Consider the following 17,457-nt stretch of genomic DNA (forward strand, 5'->3'; position numbering starts at 1 on the left):
CCGTTCATATAATTAAAACTTACACAACATGACTAATTTGTCCAAGTATTCGCGGAACTATTTTTTTTATTCCTTTAGAATCAATGCGCCTTAGCTGCCTTTATAGGTCGAGTAACCGTACTGGCTCAGCAGAAGCGGGATGTGCAGCTTCTCGTTGGTGCGGGTCACGGTAAACAGCACCGGGATCTCCGGGAAGAAGGAGTCCAGTTTTTTGCCGTGGAAGTACTCTGCGGTTTTGAAGGTCACTTTATACACGCCAGGCTGCATGTCCTGGTCCTGCGGATAGAGTGATTTGATGCGTCCGTCCTGGTCAGTTTTACCGCTGGCGATCGGGGTCCATTTGTCCTGCTGCTGCTTTTCCAGCGTGACGGTGACGCCCGGTGGAGGCGTGCCGGTTTGCTGGTCGAGGATGTGTACGCTCAGGGTGCCGGCCGGGGCGGCGCTAAAGGCGGCAGGGGTAAAGGCCATCGCGGCCAGCATCAGCAGAGGGGCAGTTTTTTTCATGGTATTTTCCTGTGGAGTTATACGTCACAGGAAAACGTTAGCATCTGCGGCGCGGGAAAATATTCAACTTTTCGTGAAGATTCCCGCAGGAGAAAATTATCAGAGGATAATTACTTCAAGCGATACCTGCTGCTGCCACTGCTCCACCTGCTTTTTCCGCGCGGCGGTGAGCTTGCCGCTGGTGACCAGAAGCCATTTACGCTCCGGGAAAATTTCCGGTGCCAGCGCGTCAGGCGGAACCGGCAGGATGTCGATGCGGTGGCCCTGACCGGTGCGCGTTAGGGCTTCGAGCCAGATCTCGCACGGGTCGTTCAGGTGCCAGCCGCTGAGCAGAATATTATCGCCCGGCGCTTTTTTATCGCCTTCGAGGCAAAACGAGGTGTAGGCCATGATGATGCCGTCGAGGATCGCGCGCAGGGTCATGGCGGCGGCGACGTTGGCCGAGACCTGGCTGCGCAGCGGGCGCAGCACGTTCGCGACCAGCTCTGGCCTTGGGTACTCGCGTCCGGCGTCGTAAATCATCTGGCGCAGAGACTCAACTTTGCCGTCCTGCAGGCGTTGCAGCATGTTCTGCTGCAGGGTTTGCCAGTTGTTGGTCCGCCCGGGCGTCGGGCGTTCCAGCAGCGGTTTGACCTGGCCGATCGGGACGCCTTTTTTTACCCAGTCGAGGATTTTGAGCGCCTGCTGGACGTCCTCATCGCTGTACTGGCGGTGGCCGCCTTCCGTGCGCTGTGGCTTGAGTAAACCATAGCGACGCTGCCACGCCCGCAGGGTGGTGGCGGTGATGCCGCTGAGTCTGGCGAATTCGCCGATGGAGTAAGCCATGTCCGTGTCCAGAGTGGAGGAATACTCTCAATATACTACGAATTTTCCCGAACGGGATGAAGCGCCGAAACGGTGCACTACACTTAACATCCAACCGCGCAAATGAAAGGAATTCTCATGAAGCTATGGCCTGTTGTGACCGGTGTTGCGATTGCTTTGACGCTGGTCGCCTGTAAATCCCCCACGCCGCCGAAAGGCGTGCAGCCTATTACCAACTTCGAAGCCAGCCGCTATCTCGGCAAATGGTACGAAGTCGCCCGTCTGGAAAACCGCTTTGAGCGCGGGCTGGAGCAGGTGACGGCGACCTACGGCGAGCGCAGCGACGGCGGCATCAGCGTGCTTAACCGGGGCTACGATCCGGTGAAGAACAAGTGGAACGAGAGCGAAGGCAAAGCGTACTTCACCGGCGAGCCGACCACGGCCGCGCTGAAGGTGTCGTTCTTCGGCCCGTTCTACGGTGGCTATAACGTCATCAGGCTGGACGATAAGTACCAGTACGCGCTGGTCAGCGGCCCGAACCGCGATTACCTGTGGATCCTGTCGCGCACGCCAACCATTCCGGATGCGGTGAAGCAGGATTACCTGAACACCGCGCGCAGTCTGGGCTTCCGGGTTGACCAGCTGGTGTGGGTGAAGCAGTAGCCCCTACTGGTAGGAAAACGTAATGCTGGCCAGCGCGTTGGCCGAGCCGGGGACCAATTCGCCGGTTCGGATGTACTGCGCCTGGAACGGTAACGTGAGCGTCTGCGCCGCCGTGGTGCTCTGGATGAAGAACTGGCCGGTCGCACCCGCGGCCGAGCTGTCCGGCCCCATCGTCAGCGGCCCGCTGCCGTTGTAGAAAAACTGCACCCCAACGCCGGACGCCGTGGAGTCTCCGGTCAGCGTCACCACCGACGAGGTGTTCGACGGCGTGGTCTGATCGGTCATCACCGCGTGAACCGCCACGTTCGCGTCGCAGGTCAGGCCGACGGTAAACGTCCCTGATGGCGACGTGCTTCCTACCGTGGGCAGGGTGCGAATATCAATGGTGCCCAGCGCCACGCTGGCGTTTTTGCTGCCGACCGTACACCCGCTGGCGGTTACCGTGATGGTGGTCGGGCTGATAATCACCTGCGCCGTTTTTGTCTCGTTGTTATAGGCGGTGAGCACCGCGGCGTTGATGGTCGGGATTTGATAGACGCCGGATTTCAGGGCGGCACCGGTTTTAATAAAGGTGACCTTTGCCGACCATCCCAGATCCTGGGCAAACCCACTGGTGCCCTCTGCCGGGTAGCTTTGCGTGATACCGGTTTGCAGGGGGATATATTGCGTACTCTTAAAATCCTTCAGCCCGATGATATACCCCACGCCCGGTACGCCGGTCTCAAAAATGGTGTAATTCGCACCGTCGACGGTGACCGTCGCACCGCTTGAGATGGCGCTGCTGCTGGGCTGCAGCGTGCCTTTGCTGCAGGTAAAAATAAGCCCGCACCAGAACACCTGCTGCACGCTGGCGGTGGCGCTCCAGGTTGAGCCGATAATGCTGCCCGGCACCACGGAGTCCGCTGGCCCGCTGTAGGTCATCGGCTGAGGGGAGAGCGTAATGTCCGATTTCCAGTCCAAAGCCTGCACGCTGGTGCAGAAAAGTAATCCGCTGAGAAGAAACGCTAAACGCATCATAGATACTCCGTTGTCCAGGTGGCGAGGGCTGACACATCACCGGCGCTCACCGGCGTAGCGGTGGCAACCAGCTGCGCGTAGAAGGTCATCTGTACGCTGTCATCCCCCGCGGTTCCGTATGCGGTGGTCTTTGTATTCAGGGGAATGAGTACGCTCTCTTTATCGAGGATTTGCACCGCCACGCCGGTAGCGCCACCGTCGGCAATTTTCAGCAGCTGCGGGTTGGCATCATCCGGCGTTCCGCTGAAGCGAATTTTTACGCCAGCAAAGGTTGGCCCGCACGCTTCAAGCCTGAGCGTGAAGGGCGTTTTGATATTGCTGACGGCCCCGGCACGGCTGAACTGTTTAATACCAATAGTGCCCAGCGGCACGTTCTGCTCCCCGGAGTCCTGCGCCACCACGCAGGTGTTGCCGATCAAATTGCCGGTGACGGAGACCAGCACGTCGTAGCCGCGAACGGGGAGCGTGAAAACCAGCAGCAGCGCAATGCAGCCGATCCGAAGCGTTACTGACATACCACCTCCTGAGAATAAAGACCGGTGCGGGCGCTATAGTTCTGCTTGTTTAAGGCATAGGTAACGGCGCAGCGCTGGCGGTTGCCGCGACCCCACACGGCGTTCAGCGTGCCCTTCTCTGACAAACCGGAGAGATACAGGCTGCCGCCATCGCCGACGATGCCGCTGGTTTTGTCATCATCGAGCGAGACCAGCGTGCCGAAGGGGAGTACGTCGTTGCCGTGACGCACGATAAACATCGCTTTTGCCCCCTGGTGCGTAGCGAAGGTGGCGCGAACCAGGGCGCCATCGGTAGGCGTTTTGTTGGCGATGGCGTTTTCCAGCTCCACGTCGTTGCCAGCGGTCGTCACGTCCAGCGCGACCTGGTTAACGCGGTACGGCGTGGCGTACGGGATCACCGCGTAGCCACGGCTGTCCGTTTTGATGCCCTTATGGTTAAGCACGGCGACGTTGCTTGCCCCCGGGGCTTTCACCAGAATGTTGGTGTTCCCGAGCGGCTGGCTCAGCGTCAGGCCATCTTCATGCACTACCGCGCCGCCGCTGATGCCGTAGCTGAGGTTGCGGGAGTCGCTGGCGTAGCTGTAGCCCAGGTTGTAGTCTCCCCACGCGCCTTCGTACTGCAGGGTGGCATCGCCGCCGTAGTGCTGCTGCGCGCTGTAGCGCTGGTTGACGCTATAGAACAGATTCTCCTCGCCCGGCAGGTAGCCGCTCACGCCCGTGCTGGTGGTGGTGCCAGTGGAGTCCGCATGGGTCGTGGTAAAGCGCGCGCGGGTTGACAGCGTCGGGTTGCCCAGCGGGACCGAAATCGACATCGACAGGATGTTATCTTTCTTGTCGTCATACAGGCTCGAGCTTCGCTGGACGCTGACGCCAAGGGACACGTTACGAAACGTGGCGTTCCACGCAAACTGCAGGCTTTGCGTGGTATTTGATGTGTTCCAGTAGGTCTGCTGATCCCACGACAGTGACAGCGAGCCGTATTCTCCCATCGGCTGCGACAGCAGCAGCTGGTTTTTTGCCTTACGCGACATGCGCAGGTTGTACACAGTGTCGTATTGGGTGGTGACGGTGCCATCGTCTTCCACCGTCTGCTTTGGCGATCCGCCCGACATGCCTTTGTACGTGGTGTCGCTGAGGGTATAAAACCCTTTCGTGGAGTAGCGCAGCGAGAAGAAGTTAACCCGCGTGCCAATGTCGTTCAGCAGCTTGCTGTAGCGCAGGCGCACCGAATCACCGGTATAGTGCCGATCGTCCGCCAGCTGGCTGCGGGCGTGGGTCAGGTCGATGGAGTAGGCGCCAAAGCGGCCGAGGTTTTGCCCAAACCCGAGGGCCAGGCCGTTATAGCGATCGGCAAACTGCGCCCCACCGTAAAACGTCAGGCCGTATCGCCAGCCGTAGAACAGCTCGCCCTGCGCGAAAGAGGGCGCGTCCTGATTGCCCGTCGGACGGTATTTCCCGGCGCCCAGGGCATATTTCACCTGTCCGTTACGCACCAGGTTCGGCACGCTGGCAAAGGGAAGCGTGTATTGCGTTTTGCTGCCGTCGTTCTCCTGAATGGTGACCGCCAGATCGCCTCCCGAGGAGGTCGGGTAGAGATCTTTCAGCACGAACGCCCCCGGCGGAACGGAGGTTTGATAGATGATGTTGCCGTTCTGGCGAACCGTGACCGTGGCGCTGCTGCGCGCAATGCCCCGGACTTCAGGAGCATAGCCGCTGAGGCTGGCGGGCAGCATGTTGTCATCGGTTTTCAGGGCGATACCGCGCAGGCCCACGGAGTCGAAAACCTGCGCCGAGGTGTACGTTTCCCCGGCGTACACCTGCGCGCGCAGGGCGTGAATATCGCGCTGCAGCCAGGTCTGCACGTGGGCAAGTTCATTGCTGTCTTTGGTCCACGTGGTGAAATCACGCAGCCGCCACGCGCCCAGGTTGACGCCGCTGTTGAGGCTTGCAAACAGCTGCTGTTCCCGTGTGCGCATCTCGCCGCGATATTCATTATTCGAACCATTGACCACGTAATTCAGCCACGCGGCAGGAATACCCGCCTCCCAGCTTTCCGGGCTGACATATCCGCGCGGCAAATTGCGCATCGCACTTTGCGGTACGGTGAAGCTCAGGGTGAGCGTCTTCTGGTCCAGATCAAACTGCGTATCCGCAAACGCCTTCGTTAAGACGATGCAGCGTTGCGCCAGCGGCAGCACTCCGCCCTTCGCCTGATGGCTATCGATGCCCAGCACGTCGAATTGCTCGGGCGTGAGGCAGGGCAGTGCTTCACCCGTACTGTCTTCAGCAAGGCGGAACGTGACGTTACCTGTGAACGCGTAGTTGGTATTGATATACACGTTGAGGTTGTAATCACCCGGCGGCAACGCGCTCCCGGCGTTGACCCAGGCGAGATCGGCGCTGTTCGCGCTCTCGCCGTTGAGGAATGCGGGGTTAAATTGCAGCTCGCTTTCAGCAGCCACGGCTTGCCGAATCACCAGGGAGATCACCGTGGCGCACAGGATTTTTATTTTCACGTGGTCACGCCTTACTTTTATTATTGGGATAACGACGCGCGCGTGGCGGGAGTCCATGCCCCGTAATCGTTAATGGTCTGATAGCTCATGCTGCCCGCATGGCTGAAGGTTTCGGCCAGCGTCACGCTGCCTTTCGGGGGCACCATCACCGGCTGCACCGGCATGCCGTCAATTTTCACGTTGATGGTGGTGAGGTAGTACGGCGTGGGGTTGCTGAGCGTAACCTTTCCGGCACGGTAGACACCGGCCAGTTTTTTCCATGCCTCTGCCGGGCTCTCACTGAGTCCTTCTGGGCGATAAAAGACCTTGATGCGGTTAGCCGACGCAAACTGCAGCGTGTTCCCGGAGCCGCTTTTAGCCTGCTGGGGGATGGCTTTGACGGTCATCCAGTAGAGCGTCTCCCGATCCTCTGGCAGGGCTTTGCCGTTAAACATGATTTTTACCGCGCTTTCGCTGGCCGGTTTCATGACGTACAGCGGTGGCGTGATCACGAAGTCGTTGGTGCGTTCGCCTTTCTCATTCTCCATCCAGGACTGGATGAGGAACGTGGCCTCGGGATGGGTGTTTCTCACCTGCATCATGGCCTGGCTGGTGGCGCTGGAGTAGACCATTCGCGTTGCGCCCAATCCCACGCCACCGGCATAGACGGCGGATGAACATAACGCGCCCGCCAGGCAAATCCATGTATTTACGCGCATAGTGTTTCTCCTGAAAGCTAAGACAGGCCCGGCTCGCAGACCGGGCCTGAAGATTACGAATAGGTCACGGTGTAAGTCGCGACGGCGCTGGCATCGCCCGCGGTGGCGCCGCCCTTCGGCGAGTAATATTTCGCGCTGAAGTTCAGTGTGTTGGCACCCTTACGCAGAGGGATGGCCGATGCCGGTTCACCCAGCTTCACCACGTTGCCTTGCTCGTCATAAAGGCGAATAGCCACGTTTTGCGCAGAGTTGGCGCTGCCGTTTGCACCGACGGACAAGCTATTGACATCGGAACCGTCCGGCGTACCGGTGAAGGTGACGGCCACTGTGGTCGCAGCAATCGGGTTCTCTGCCGTTGAGGCTGAGGTATCGGCGATTTCACAATCTTCCAGGGTGATGGCAAACGCTTTTGCCGTGCTGGCTTCACTGCCTGCCGTCTTCAGCGTTGCGGTCCGCACTTCACCCATATCCACGTCAATGTTGGCGCTTCCTGCGCTGATGGCGCAGGCGGAGGTCACCACTTTGCCGCTAAAGTTCACCGTGCCGCCGCTGGTGCCGGCAGCCAGCACCGAGCCCACTGGCAGTACTGCCGCAATAGCGATCGCAAGCAGCGTTTTATTATTGAATTGAGCTTTCATTGTCCTGATTCCATTATGGTGTTATGTCGAGATTTGCTCTGAAAGCAGCAGGTCTAACTGGTTAAAAAGACCAGCAAATCTGTCTTGTTCCTGAGCCCTAGTTTTCTTATCGCTGAGCTTTTTAACGCGCTGACACGACGGTAAGAAAGCTGCTCTGTTTCGGCGATGTAACGCATATCCAGACCCTTTCGTAGTTCCTTCAATACCCTCCATTCACCCGGCGTCAGCGATAACGCCGTGGGTTTTTTTATTGGGCGATAACGGCTATCGACCATTTTTAATACGCTGGCTCGCCAGTGATAAAGCGGGTCCTGTAGCGAGATATAGGCGTCTATTTCACCGCGTATCCACAGCCAGGAATTTGCCGGTGCGGAATACATGCAAATAAGTACGTCGGGATAGAGGACTTTCATCTTCCTGATATATTTCAGGCAATCATATCCCGCGTGATATTTCTCCGTACCGGATAAAAAAATTAAGTCTACCGGTGCGGCCGCGAGTATTGTTTCGATCTCCGCATAATTATCGATCGATGCTGTTATCTGCATGGTCGGGGTGATATTTTTTAATAACGCGGCGATCCCCTGACGCGCAAAGTGATCTCCACCCAATAGCGCGATATTTAAATGACGTGTGTTGTTGAGTTTATTCGCCATGTCATTCCCTCGATTTATAATTGTAATGAGACTCCTCTGTCGGGCAGAGCGATGCCTGTATTTTCGAAGCAATTAAGCATTGCACGGTGTGAGCCCACTATACTCAGGGCGTTAAATAGGTAACCTGAATTAATCTTAATTTGTTTTAAGTACAGTTTAGGTGTGGCGTCAATTTCTCCTCGCTAAACCGGCTTTTGCTTATCTGCCTGTAAATAATCATACCGGTAGTTTTTATTGAAAAGTTAGCTTTAATAAATGTTTTGTAAGGAAATAGTCTGCTGACGTCATGTGATGAGGGTGGTTACTGACGGTAGCTAACAGTTTCGTGGCGAAATTGTTAATTAAGACGACAGCTTTCGAACTGGTTGTAATTTCGAAACCCGCTGGCAGAGAGCGTCCCCTCTGCTTTTTATCAAAAAAACAAATTAAGCACGCTGAATAATTCAGACAACAATGGCTAAAGCGTTCAACGGGCGCCTTTGTCGAGTTTTGTCAGTGTCAAGACGGCTTTAAATGGCGGTTAAGAAAACTTCAGACCGGTCAGATAAAGAGAAAGGAAAAATAAGATTTTTCGCCAGGTGCCAGGATATACAGTTGCGCAATTATCCGTCACATTAAGCCTTACACAGGCGAGGGATACGCAGGTTAACCGTGAAGGGAATCTACTGGAGCAACAGGCGTTGACCGGAGGTATTTAGCCTATTCTATGCATAAGCATTACATTATTAATGGCCTGGTAGAGTTTCACCCAGCCGCCAGCACATTACGCGATCTCAACAATCCTGACCGGGTGGTGGTATTAAATTCCCCGGCGGGCCGCTGTTTGTTGTTATTAATAGAAAGAGTCGGAAGTATTGTGACTCAACAGGAGTGCATGGATATTGTCTGGCAGCGCCGGGGGATGCTGGTTTCGCCTAATACCTATTACCAGAACATTTCTATTCTGCGCAAAGGTCTGAAGAAGGTGGGTTTCGAAACCGATCCAATTGTCACTATCCCGCGCATAGGGCTGACGCTCGCAAGCGATACGCAAATCACTATTAAAGAGATGCAGCCGCAGGCTGAAGAGGAAGAATGTGCTGCTCCGGATGTCTACGAAGAGACCGTCGCCCCGACGGTCTCAAGAAACCGCTTCTGGCTGTCGGGCGCGCTGGTGCTATTGCTGATGCTGGCTGGCGTGAGCGTTATCAGCCATAACCTGCTGCATGACAGCTATTTCGTAGACGGGTACCGCTTCGCGATGAAGATGGGCGAGTGTCAGCTCTATTTTTCTCGCGATATTGAAACGCAGCGCGACAGGGATAAAGCCCTGGCCTATGCCGCCCCGTTTAAGGACCAGTGCGCGAACTATCCCTGGGTGTACGTCAGCGGTTACATCCTGCTGCCCCGTGCATCGGTCATTCGCTGTGACAGACCGATGACGGAACCCAACCGCTGTATGTCCGATTATTTTATAGAGGATCGCTAGTATGGTTCGCTACCGTCAAACGCTTGTTGTGCTCTGCCTGTGCCTGCTGATAGGGGCTGTCGTGGCGACGTATTACCTCTTGCATCGCCATTACATCAAGCCCTTTTCCTGCCAGGCGAACTTTATTCAGCATCACCGTGATGAGACGCTCTCTCTGTGGCTGAATTACACCGTGGAGGGTAACAGCGGAATACTCAGCATGAATGGCCGGTTGAAAAGCGATCCTACGAAGACCCTGAATCGCAAAGTTTTCTTTCAGATTGAGCGCAAAGACAGCGTCTATAATCTGACGTCCATACGCAATATGAAATTTCCGGACGACAACATCAGCGACAGCTGGCTGGAGAAGTACGAGCCCTTATTTTTTATCTATCCGAATAAGAATATTTATATGCGTATTAAGAAACAGCAGAATGAGAATTATTTATTTATTCTGGGAACGCTGCCGACCTATGTGTGCCACACGTCAAAAAACGGATAGCGACAGGGAGAAATGTTTTTAAGTTTTTGCAACCATCATTTATGTTTGATTTAACAGCCAGGACCTATCTTAGGAAAATATAACAGCAACAACAATGTTGCGATAATGTAATTATTCTTCGGCAAGTTAATGAAAAATATAATTGATGATAGCGTCAGAATGACGCCTGCGCGGAAAAAATCCCTGCATATGGGGTTACTCCTGTGGCCTCATTTCTCGCTTTTCGCATATTCAGGATTGATAGAGGCGTTACGTATTGCTTCCAGCGTCCAGAAGCGTAGCCAGAAAATACGCTTTAAACTCAGCCTGATAAGCACTTACCCCGACTTACCGGTAGTGAGCAGCTCAGGGCTCAGCGTGCGGCCCGAGGCCGCCCATGCGCCGCCCGGCGACTTCGACTATATTGCGGCGATCGGCGGAAGTCTTGCTCATCTTCACCTGGGACACCGTGGCGACAGAGCGTTTCTCACGGATGCTCATCACAACAACGTTCCCCTGATTGGTATTGGTACCGGCAGCTTTATTCTGGCGGAGGAAGGCTTACTGAACGAGCGCCGCGCCTCGATTCATCCGCATCACCATGACGTTTTCACGCAACGTTTTCCGCAGGTTTATGCTGAGCAAAGCCTCGATTTTATCGACGAAGGCGATGTGCTGACCTGCCCGGGGGGGATCTCAACGCTCACCCTGATAACGGCGCTGATCCGCGCCCACGGGGGAGACGACATTGCGGCCACCACCTCCCGGCGGCTGTCCCTTCCTCCGCATGATGCCGCCACGCCGCGGCCCGCGAATATCGCCATGATCCCTGATTCGCGCCTGCGCAGGGCGGTGACGATCGTCGAACAGTATCTGACTCACCCGCTGAACGCCGCCAGGCTCGCGCAGGACGTTAAGCTGAGCGAACGTCAGCTTAATCGCCTGTTTCACGCCGAGTTTGGCAAAACGGCGCGGGAGTTTATTCGCAGCGCCAGGCTGCGCTATGCCTGCTGGCTGCTGAAAAACTCTCAGCAAAGCGTTACGGATATCGCGCGACGGATGCGGTTTAGCGACTGCGCCCACTTTATTCGTCATTTTCAGAGCGAGTACGGCTGCACGCCGGGGGTATGGCGCATGTCGCAGAACTGATGCACCTATTTCGTGCTTTCTTCGTAGGGTTTTACTGGCTCGCCTGGATAGACTTCCGTTAAAAGCCTAACGGAGGGAAGACGACATGAACTGGCAGCCTTTTCGCGGCGATGCGCCGGAAAATATGACGATTTTCAGCGCGTCATTTCCCGACGTCAGTGACCAGTGGCCGATGAAAGACGATGCTGCCCGTGAGATCGCCTCCCTTGACCGCGCTCTAAAAGCCGAGCCAGCGCTCCGCCCTCCGAAGGTAGAATACGACGAAGGGGGGCTGGCCGTGCTTGTCCCGCAGAATCGCTATTCCGAACAGGCCTTTCGCAACCGCCCGGCGCTCACCGCGTGGCGCACCCGGCTGGTGCCCTCCGCGCTGGCGCTGTTTGTGGTGCAAAACCCGCTGGAAGACCGCCTGCCCGACGGCACGAAAATGGACAGCGACAGCCGCCAGTGGTTTATCCACGCTAACGATGCGGTTGGCGTGCGTTCCCGCGCCCGGGTGCTGGCCGCGCTGGTGGATAAGTACATTCACAATGAGAGCGAGAACAACTGGGTCAGCCTCGCGAGCGGCGCCGCCATCCCGGTGCTGGAGGCGCTGCGTGAAGCAAAGCTTGATGGCCAGCAGGTCTATCTCACGCTGGTGGACAAAGACCCGGTGGCGCTGAGTTGGGCGGAAACCATGGCGGCGCAGGAAGGCATTGTGGTGGGCGAACAGCTGACACTGCTCAGGCGCAACCTGCTCCATACGCTGGTGCGTAACGAGGACCTGCTGCTGGAGCTGGGCGAGCATCAGGCCGAACTGGTTGACGCGCTGGGGATTTTCGAATACTTCAACGATACCGATGCGGTGATTTTTCTCCAGCGCGCCCTGCGGCTGGTCAAGCCCGGCGGCGCGGTGATTGTGTCGAACATGCTGGCTAGCAGCCCGCACATTGACTTTGTGCTGCGCGGTATCGGCTGGGAGGATATTCACCCTAGGTCGTTACAGCAGCTGCAGGATATTCACCTCGCGGCGGGCGTGCCGGTGGAAAACGTCACCGTGATCGTGCCGAAGGACGGGGTGTACGCGGTGATGGAGATTAGGGGTTAGCGCGATCGGTGTGGGGGGACAGAGCGCAAAGCGTGGGTTGAAATAGTTCGATTTTCCAATCATGATCCCCCCATGAAAATAGAAACCGCACTCCCCACACACTTCGAACGTCTGGTCGCGATCTGGGAATCCTCCGTCCGCGCCACCCATCACTTTTTACAGGAAAGCGATATTGCTGCGCTGCGCCCGTTATTGCTCAACGCTTATCTGCCAAACCTCAAGGTCGTGATCGCTCGCGATGACGCAGGCGTTATTCACGGCTTTTTAGGCGTGGATGAAAACCGCATTGAAATGCTGTTTGTTGACGACGCGAGCCGCGGGAAGGGCGTCGGGAAATTGCTGCTGAAATACGCCATCGCCGAGTTTGGCGTAAACGAGGTGGATGTGAATGAGCAGAATCCGCAGGGCGTGGGATTTTATCGCCATATGGGGTTTGAGCAGGTCGGACGCTCTGAACTGGACGGGCAGGGGAATCCGTTTCCGCTGCTGCATATGAAGCTGAGCAGGAATACCGGGATTAGCGCTTAGCCTGTTTATCCCATTTTAATAAGCCGATGATATCTTTCTCACCTTCGGCTTCTTTCAGCAGGCGCTGCTTTTTTTCAAACTCAATGTATTCTGAGCACGCCTTTTCATCAGCCGCTTTCTTGCTGATTTTGCCTGCTCCTTCCAAAACGTCCCGGTCGTTAAATTGCAGGAACTGATCGAGCTTGGTTTGCCAGTCTCGTAAAAATACCTGCTTCCGGCGTTTGGCCTGATCTTCGGCAAAATCGAGCCACATGTTAACGACGCGATTAAGTTCGCTCACCTCATCCTGAGACAGATAATTTTTTGCAGTGGTGACATCGCTTTTACGGACTTCTTCGCCTTTATAGCTTGTCAGCCCCATATGCGGTTGAGTGGCATCGGCGCGCTGGTGAATCAACTCAGCAGCGGTGTGGCCCGTGCAGGCAAAATGCAGTTTATTCTGGATGGTCTGAAAGAATTGCGTGGTTTCTTTGAGTGACGGCTGATAGTCAGCGGCTAATGCAAAAATTTCCCTTACGCGAAGGTAGACCCGACGTTCGCTGGCCCGTATATCGCGAATGCGTTCCAGCATTTCATCGAAATAGTCAGGTACGGCGGATGATCCGACAGGTGGATTTTTCAGGCGCTCGTCGTCCATAACGAAGCCTTTTACCAGATATTCCTGCAGCGTTTGGGTGGCCCATTGTCGGAACTGGATGCCTCGAGACGAGCGCACCCGGTAGCCGACAGCTAGTATTGCTTCTAGATTGTAGTGCTCTATCTCTCTGGAAACCTGACGTTTTCCTTCCTGACGAACTAACCGGAATTTCCGGATAGTTGAATTTTGATCAATTTCGCCATCAGAAAATATATTCATCAGATGCTCGTTGATAGTTCGAACATCTTTACCGTACAGATCGGCCATTGCTGCCTGGGATAACCAGATCGTGTCTGATTCGAAGCGACATTCGACACGAACTCTTCCGTCACCGCTGGCAAACATAATAAATTCGCCTGCTGGAGATTGGATTACGTCTTTATCTGCCATGTCTCCCCTCCACATCCTCAACGATTAACGCACCAGGCACTTAGTATGCCAGAAACAGCCGCTAAGCCAGGTAGTTTGTATTTGATTTTGCGAGGCGCTTTCCAGGACGTGGAGTTTGAATCGCCGCAAGCGCGTTCTCTATCTCAATAAGCTTTGCTTTCGTCCGTTTATAATCATCCTGCAACCTCTGCTCCTGCTCGTTATACGCCACCAAAACGATGCATCCCTTCATGACCTTTACCGTGACCTGCTGCCCGGTATCAAAACCCGCCGCGCGTAGCCACTTGCCGGAAAGGATGATTTTCGGCGTGGATTTGTCGAAAACATTCGGGCGGTATCCCACAATTAACGAACGCTCGGTTCCGGATTGGTCGGTGTCTGGGGTAGAATGCGAACCAGCCATAATCACCTCCTTGATAGTTGGTGAGGTTAGACGCTCTTTAATGCTTCAACCCTGCTAGGCGTTGCTAGATTTTCAAATCCATGTGGTAAGTACCACATGCAGATAAGCCAACCGAAGTGGTACCTACCACGCAAGAGAAAAAGAAACCAAATTTTGACCGTACCAAAAGCACGATGAAGAACATCCGGTTCGAGGATGAGCTTTTAGAAAAGATTGAAAAGGCGGCGGGGAAAGGGAATTTTAGTAAGTGGGTGAAAGAGGCATTTTGGCTAAGATTAAATGAAAAAATTAAATTATAAATCTTGAGCGCTTGAATTAAATAGGGGGCTGATGAACAATATTCATCAGCCTATTGACGTGCTAATTAAGCCATCCGTCTTTGATTTTATCAATGAACCCTATTATTGTCGTAAGTGCTGTTGCTATTTTGGCTGTATTTTCTGCAGTTGTTGCGCCTGATTCAATTGCAGACTGTGTCCTCTTCAAAAATCCATCAGCCTGGGTAACTGCTCTCTTGGCATCAAGAGTGGTGTTAGCCTCCATGGCATCGTCAATTGATTTTACTAATTCGTTAATTTCTGATGATTTATCCACTAGCAGTGTGGATAATTCGGTAAGTTGGCTCTTTATGTTTTCAAGATCTTTTCCTGTAGCCATGGATTCTGACCTGCCAGAGTAGGATTCACATTCACAGATATTTTTCTTGCAGACTGGGCAACCGTCTAAATAGTAATCTTTAAATGCATCACCTAAGCTTCTTTTCGGACATTTGATTCCCCATGCAGAGAAAATCCAAGCTGCTACATCTGCAATTTCCTCTGCCAAATTAGAGATATTCCCACTGTTTTTTATAACTGCAGAATAAGCTTCCTGCGTTTCGCCTAATTCTTCAAAAATCCTTGAAAAATGGTAGAAACTGCCAAATATTTTCCAAACTGCACCGTTTGAGGGGTAGATGTCGTTAATATTACTTACTGCTTTATCAATTAATCTTCTGTTTAAGGTTTGAGTGTTTTGAAGTGAAAGGAATTTCTCATTCAATTCGTGCCTTGCTGCATATGCTGCTAAATTTCCTGCTGGTTGTTTATGTGTTTGGACGCACTCACATGTAGATTTAAGGCAATAGGGACATGCATCAGGAAATTTTTTATAAAATGCTTCATTTAAATTAATATCAAACTTTGATGCCAAAGTGAATAACCAAGATAAGCTTTGAATGAAGCTTTTTTCAAACTCACCATCGCGAAGAATTGCTCGTGAAAGAAAGGATACCTTTCTTACAAGAAATGAATATATATAGTCTGGATCCTTGCTTTCATTCGCATTTCCATACATTTGTTCCAAAAAAAGTTGGTAGTCATTTATTGTTTGTAACTTAGTGATTTCCACTCTTATTCCCTCTTAAATTGAATGATGAACAGATTATATAATACACAGTGCGACATTGTATTGCACTCACATTCAATGAATTTATATAATATATCTTTACCAAGAAAGGCTAAATGAAGGGCGAATATATTTGTAAGATACCTTACTAAGAAGCTTAATTTTTGGCGGAAGATCACAGGAGTCGAACCTGCCCGGGAACGCTGGCGTCCCCAACTGGATTTGAAGTCCAGCCACCTCACCGGAGATGACGATCTTCCGCGCCTCGATTGCTACATGGAGGCGGGGCGCATTATAGCTACTTTCAGGCATTTACCACATACCCCACACCACTTTTTTCACCTCTCTTTTGACCTGTACCCCCCTGTTTCAGCTAATTCCTAAGAAAATCCTCATGTTAGCCCCTCGTGCTCCCAACATTTACCGCGATCACAAAAAACAAGAAACGTAATCTGCTAACCAGAAAACGCAATACCCGCTCCTGAAACAATGGTTTAAAACTCTGTAACCGGTCTCAGCGCCCCCTACAGCGTGAAGGATAAAAAAAGATGAGCGAAGTATTGTCAGTAAAAGAGAAGATTGGCTACGGCATGGGAGACGCCGCCAGCCACATCATTTTTGATAACGTCATGTTGTACATGATGTTTTTCTACACCGATATTTTCGGCATTCCCGCCGGATTTGTCGGCACCATGTTCCTGCTGGCGCGCGCGCTGGATGCGATCTCCGACCCGTGCATGGGGCTGATTGCCGACCGCACCCGCAGCCGCTGGGGCAAGTTCCGCCCGTGGATTTTGTTCGGCGCGATCCCGTTCGGCATCGTCTGCGTGCTGGCCTACACCACGCCGGACCTCAGCCTCAACGGCAAAATGGTTTACGCTGCAGTGACTTACACCCTGCTGACCCTGCTCTATACCGTGGTCAACATCCCCTACTGCGCGCTGGGCGGCGTGATCACCAACGACCCGACGCAGCGTATCTCCCTTCAGTCCTGGCGCTTTGTGCTGGCGACCGCGGGCGGCATGCTCTCCACGGTGCTGATGATGCCGCTGGTTAACCTCATTGGCGGCGACGATAAGGCGTTCGGCTTCCAGGGCGGCATCGCCGTGCTGTCGGTGGTCGCGTTTCTGATGCTGGCGTTCTGCTTCTTCACCACCAAAGAGCGCATCCAGGTGCCGCCGAGCACCACCTCCATGCGGGAAGACCTGCGCGACATCTGGCACAACGACCAGTGGCGCATCGTCGGCGTGCTCACCATCCTCAACATCCTCGCCGTCTGCGTGCGCGGCGGTGCGATGATGTACTACTGCACCTGGATCATGGGCTCGCCAGAGGTGTTCGTCGCGTTCCTCACCACCTACTGCGTCGGCAACCTCATTGGCTCCGCGCTGGCGAAACCGCTCACCGACTGGAAGTGCAAGGTCAGCATCTTCTGGTGGACCAACGCCGCGCTGGCGGTGGTCAGCGTGGCGATGTTCTTTGTGCCAATGCATGCCACCGTGCTGATGTTCGGTTTCATCTTCGTCATTGGTGTATTGCACCAGCTGGTGACGCCGATCCAGTGGGTGATGATGTCCGATACCGTCGACTACGGCGAGTGGACCAACGGCAAACGCCTGACCGGCATCAGCTTTGCGGGCACGCTGTTCGTGCTGAAGCTCGGCCTGGCGCTGGGCGGGGCGATGATCGGCTGGATGCTGGCAGGCGGTGGCTACGACGCGGCGGCCAAAACTCAGAACAGCGCGACCATCAGCATCATTATCGGCCTGTTTACCCTGGCCCCGGCGGTCTGCTACGTGCTGAGCGCCATTATCGCCAAACGCTACTACACGCTGAAAACCCCCTTCCTGACCAAAATCCTGGGTGAACTGGCGCAGGGCGCGCGCCGCAATCAGCAGGAATTTGAAAACCTGCCGGTCAGCAAAGAATTACAGAACTAAG

Annotated in this window: 19 protein-coding genes and 1 tRNA gene; 8 read left to right on the top strand and 12 right to left on the bottom strand. The window is 54.2% G+C overall.

Annotated features, from left to right (window positions below; all coding sequences use genetic code 11):
- Nucleotides 1-90 precede the first annotated feature (90 nt).
- Nucleotides 91-504: a hydroxyisourate hydrolase gene (uraH, locus tag ELK40_RS01005; RefSeq protein WP_045907932.1), complete on the bottom strand. Its 414-nt coding sequence runs from the start codon at nucleotides 502-504 to the stop codon at nucleotides 91-93.
- Between the two features lie 99 nt (nucleotides 505-603).
- Complete coding sequence (locus ELK40_RS01010) at nucleotides 604-1,329, bottom strand: MerR family transcriptional regulator (protein WP_111964278.1); 726 nt, start codon at nucleotides 1,327-1,329, stop codon at nucleotides 604-606.
- A gap of 117 nt (nucleotides 1,330-1,446) precedes the next feature.
- On the opposite strand from ELK40_RS01010, the gene ELK40_RS01015 reads away from it, so the two are divergent.
- Nucleotides 1,447-1,971 (top strand): lipocalin family protein, encoded by a 525-nt coding sequence (locus ELK40_RS01015; protein WP_109845916.1) that lies wholly within the window; start codon nucleotides 1,447-1,449, stop codon nucleotides 1,969-1,971.
- A gap of 3 nt (nucleotides 1,972-1,974) precedes the next feature.
- On the opposite strand, the gene ELK40_RS01020 is transcribed toward ELK40_RS01015, so the two are convergent.
- The 6 genes from ELK40_RS01020 to ELK40_RS01045 are packed head-to-tail and all read right to left on the bottom strand — an operon-like array spanning nucleotide 1,975 to nucleotide 8,011.
- Nucleotides 1,975-2,985 carry a fimbrial protein gene (locus ELK40_RS01020; RefSeq protein ID WP_127732704.1) on the bottom strand — a complete coding sequence of 337 codons (1,011 nt, stop codon included), beginning with the start codon at nucleotides 2,983-2,985 and terminating at the stop codon, nucleotides 1,975-1,977.
- Complete coding sequence (locus ELK40_RS01025; RefSeq protein ID WP_111964279.1) at nucleotides 2,985-3,503, bottom strand: fimbrial protein; 519 nt, start codon at nucleotides 3,501-3,503, stop codon at nucleotides 2,985-2,987. Before ELK40_RS01025 ends, ELK40_RS01020 begins: the two co-directional genes overlap by 1 nt.
- Nucleotides 3,494-6,019 (bottom strand): fimbria/pilus outer membrane usher protein, encoded by a 2,526-nt coding sequence (locus tag ELK40_RS01030; protein ID WP_127729062.1) that lies wholly within the window; start codon nucleotides 6,017-6,019, stop codon nucleotides 3,494-3,496. The genes ELK40_RS01025 and ELK40_RS01030 overlap by 10 nt, the downstream gene beginning before the upstream one ends.
- 20 nt (nucleotides 6,020-6,039) lie before the next feature.
- Nucleotides 6,040-6,717 (bottom strand): fimbria/pilus periplasmic chaperone, encoded by a 678-nt coding sequence (locus ELK40_RS01035; RefSeq protein WP_115876729.1) that lies wholly within the window; start codon nucleotides 6,715-6,717, stop codon nucleotides 6,040-6,042.
- Nucleotides 6,718-6,770: 53 nt separating this feature from the next.
- Nucleotides 6,771-7,355 (bottom strand): fimbrial protein, encoded by a 585-nt coding sequence (locus ELK40_RS01040; RefSeq protein ID WP_115876728.1) that lies wholly within the window; start codon nucleotides 7,353-7,355, stop codon nucleotides 6,771-6,773.
- A gap of 53 nt (nucleotides 7,356-7,408) precedes the next feature.
- On the bottom strand, nucleotides 7,409-8,011 hold the full coding sequence (locus ELK40_RS01045) for a LuxR C-terminal-related transcriptional regulator (RefSeq protein WP_115876727.1): 603 nt from the start codon (nucleotides 8,009-8,011) through the stop codon (nucleotides 7,409-7,411).
- 706 nt (nucleotides 8,012-8,717) lie between these two features.
- Here ELK40_RS01045 and ELK40_RS01050 point away from each other — a divergent pair.
- The 5 genes from ELK40_RS01050 to ELK40_RS01070 all read left to right on the top strand — a co-directional run bounded on the left by ELK40_RS01050 (nucleotide 8,718) and on the right by ELK40_RS01070 (nucleotide 12,700).
- Nucleotides 8,718-9,479, top strand: a complete 762-nt coding sequence (locus ELK40_RS01050) for a winged helix-turn-helix domain-containing protein (RefSeq protein ID WP_127729064.1) — start codon at nucleotides 8,718-8,720, stop codon at nucleotides 9,477-9,479.
- A gap of 1 nt (nucleotide 9,480) precedes the next feature.
- Nucleotides 9,481-9,960, top strand: coding sequence for a hypothetical protein (locus ELK40_RS01055; RefSeq protein ID WP_127729066.1), 480 nt, complete (start codon nucleotides 9,481-9,483; stop codon nucleotides 9,958-9,960).
- Nucleotides 9,961-10,149: 189 nt separating this feature from the next.
- A complete protein-coding gene (locus tag ELK40_RS01060) occupies nucleotides 10,150-11,088 on the top strand; it encodes a helix-turn-helix domain-containing protein (protein ID WP_115876788.1) in 939 nt (312 codons plus the stop codon).
- 85 nt (nucleotides 11,089-11,173) lie between these two features.
- Entirely contained in the window at nucleotides 11,174-12,172 is a 999-nt protein-coding gene (locus tag ELK40_RS01065; RefSeq protein ID WP_127729068.1) for a class I SAM-dependent methyltransferase, read from the top strand.
- Nucleotides 12,173-12,244: 72 nt separating this feature from the next.
- On the top strand, nucleotides 12,245-12,700 hold the full coding sequence (locus ELK40_RS01070; protein ID WP_115876724.1) for an acetyltransferase: 456 nt from the start codon (nucleotides 12,245-12,247) through the stop codon (nucleotides 12,698-12,700).
- Here the strand turns inward: ELK40_RS01070 and rhuM are convergent.
- Together rhuM and ELK40_RS01080 are read right to left on the bottom strand one after the other, a co-directional pair.
- The gene (gene rhuM, locus ELK40_RS01075; RefSeq protein ID WP_127729070.1) at nucleotides 12,690-13,727 is read right to left on the bottom strand and encodes a RhuM family protein; all 1,038 of its coding nucleotides are present in this window, start codon (nucleotides 13,725-13,727) and stop codon (nucleotides 12,690-12,692) included. The two genes, ELK40_RS01070 and rhuM, sit on opposite strands and share 11 nt — an antisense overlap.
- A 61-nt stretch (nucleotides 13,728-13,788) precedes the next feature.
- Complete coding sequence (locus ELK40_RS01080; RefSeq protein WP_127729072.1) at nucleotides 13,789-14,130, bottom strand: SymE family type I addiction module toxin; 342 nt, start codon at nucleotides 14,128-14,130, stop codon at nucleotides 13,789-13,791.
- A 116-nt stretch (nucleotides 14,131-14,246) separates the two neighbouring features.
- On the opposite strand from ELK40_RS01080, the gene ELK40_RS22825 reads away from it, so the two are divergent.
- A complete protein-coding gene (locus ELK40_RS22825; protein ID WP_127729074.1) occupies nucleotides 14,247-14,429 on the top strand; it encodes a YlcI/YnfO family protein in 183 nt (60 codons plus the stop codon).
- 61 nt (nucleotides 14,430-14,490) lie between these two features.
- Here the strand turns inward: ELK40_RS22825 and ELK40_RS01090 are convergent, their stop codons facing one another.
- Entirely contained in the window at nucleotides 14,491-15,519 is a 1,029-nt protein-coding gene (locus ELK40_RS01090; protein WP_127729076.1) for a hypothetical protein, read from the bottom strand.
- Nucleotides 15,520-15,681: 162 nt separating this feature from the next.
- A tRNA-Sec gene (locus ELK40_RS01095) sits at nucleotides 15,682-15,776 on the bottom strand.
- Nucleotides 15,777-16,064: 288 nt separating this feature from the next.
- On the opposite strand from ELK40_RS01095, the gene ELK40_RS01100 reads away from it, so the two are divergent.
- Entirely contained in the window at nucleotides 16,065-17,456 is a 1,392-nt protein-coding gene (locus tag ELK40_RS01100) for a glycoside-pentoside-hexuronide family transporter (RefSeq protein WP_127729078.1), read from the top strand.
- The last annotated feature ends 1 nt before the right edge of the window (nucleotide 17,457 follow it).

The sequence above is a fragment of the Enterobacter sp. N18-03635 genome (genome assembly GCF_004006055.1).
Classification (GTDB): Bacteria; Pseudomonadota; Gammaproteobacteria; order Enterobacterales; family Enterobacteriaceae; genus Enterobacter; species Enterobacter vonholyi.

Bases quoted from the DNA above. Each gene is read 5' to 3' on its own strand.
- uraH (WP_045907932.1), bottom strand. From the start codon at position 504: ATGAAAAAAACTGCCCCTCTGCTGATGCTGGCCGCGATGGCCTTTACC.
- ELK40_RS01010 (WP_111964278.1), bottom strand. From the start codon at position 1,329: ATGGCTTACTCCATCGGCGAATTCGCCAGACTCAGCGGCATCACCGCC.
- ELK40_RS01015 (WP_109845916.1), top strand. From the start codon at position 1,447: ATGAAGCTATGGCCTGTTGTGACCGGTGTTGCGATTGCTTTGACGCTG.
- ELK40_RS01020 (WP_127732704.1), bottom strand. From the start codon at position 2,985: ATGCGTTTAGCGTTTCTTCTCAGCGGATTACTTTTCTGCACCAGCGTG.
- ELK40_RS01025 (WP_111964279.1), bottom strand. From the start codon at position 3,503: ATGTCAGTAACGCTTCGGATCGGCTGCATTGCGCTGCTGCTGGTTTTC.
- ELK40_RS01035 (WP_115876729.1), bottom strand. From the start codon at position 6,717: ATGCGCGTAAATACATGGATTTGCCTGGCGGGCGCGTTATGTTCATCC.
- ELK40_RS01040 (WP_115876728.1), bottom strand. From the start codon at position 7,355: ATGAAAGCTCAATTCAATAATAAAACGCTGCTTGCGATCGCTATTGCG.
- ELK40_RS01045 (WP_115876727.1), bottom strand. From the start codon at position 8,011: ATGGCGAATAAACTCAACAACACACGTCATTTAAATATCGCGCTATTG.
- ELK40_RS01050 (WP_127729064.1), top strand. From the start codon at position 8,718: ATGCATAAGCATTACATTATTAATGGCCTGGTAGAGTTTCACCCAGCC.
- ELK40_RS01055 (WP_127729066.1), top strand. From the start codon at position 9,481: ATGGTTCGCTACCGTCAAACGCTTGTTGTGCTCTGCCTGTGCCTGCTG.
- ELK40_RS01060 (WP_115876788.1), top strand. From the start codon at position 10,150: ATGGGGTTACTCCTGTGGCCTCATTTCTCGCTTTTCGCATATTCAGGA.
- ELK40_RS01065 (WP_127729068.1), top strand. From the start codon at position 11,174: ATGAACTGGCAGCCTTTTCGCGGCGATGCGCCGGAAAATATGACGATT.
- ELK40_RS01070 (WP_115876724.1), top strand. From the start codon at position 12,245: ATGAAAATAGAAACCGCACTCCCCACACACTTCGAACGTCTGGTCGCG.
- rhuM (WP_127729070.1), bottom strand. From the start codon at position 13,727: ATGGCAGATAAAGACGTAATCCAATCTCCAGCAGGCGAATTTATTATG.
- ELK40_RS01080 (WP_127729072.1), bottom strand. From the start codon at position 14,130: ATGGCTGGTTCGCATTCTACCCCAGACACCGACCAATCCGGAACCGAG.
- ELK40_RS01100 (WP_127729078.1), top strand. From the start codon at position 16,065: ATGAGCGAAGTATTGTCAGTAAAAGAGAAGATTGGCTACGGCATGGGA.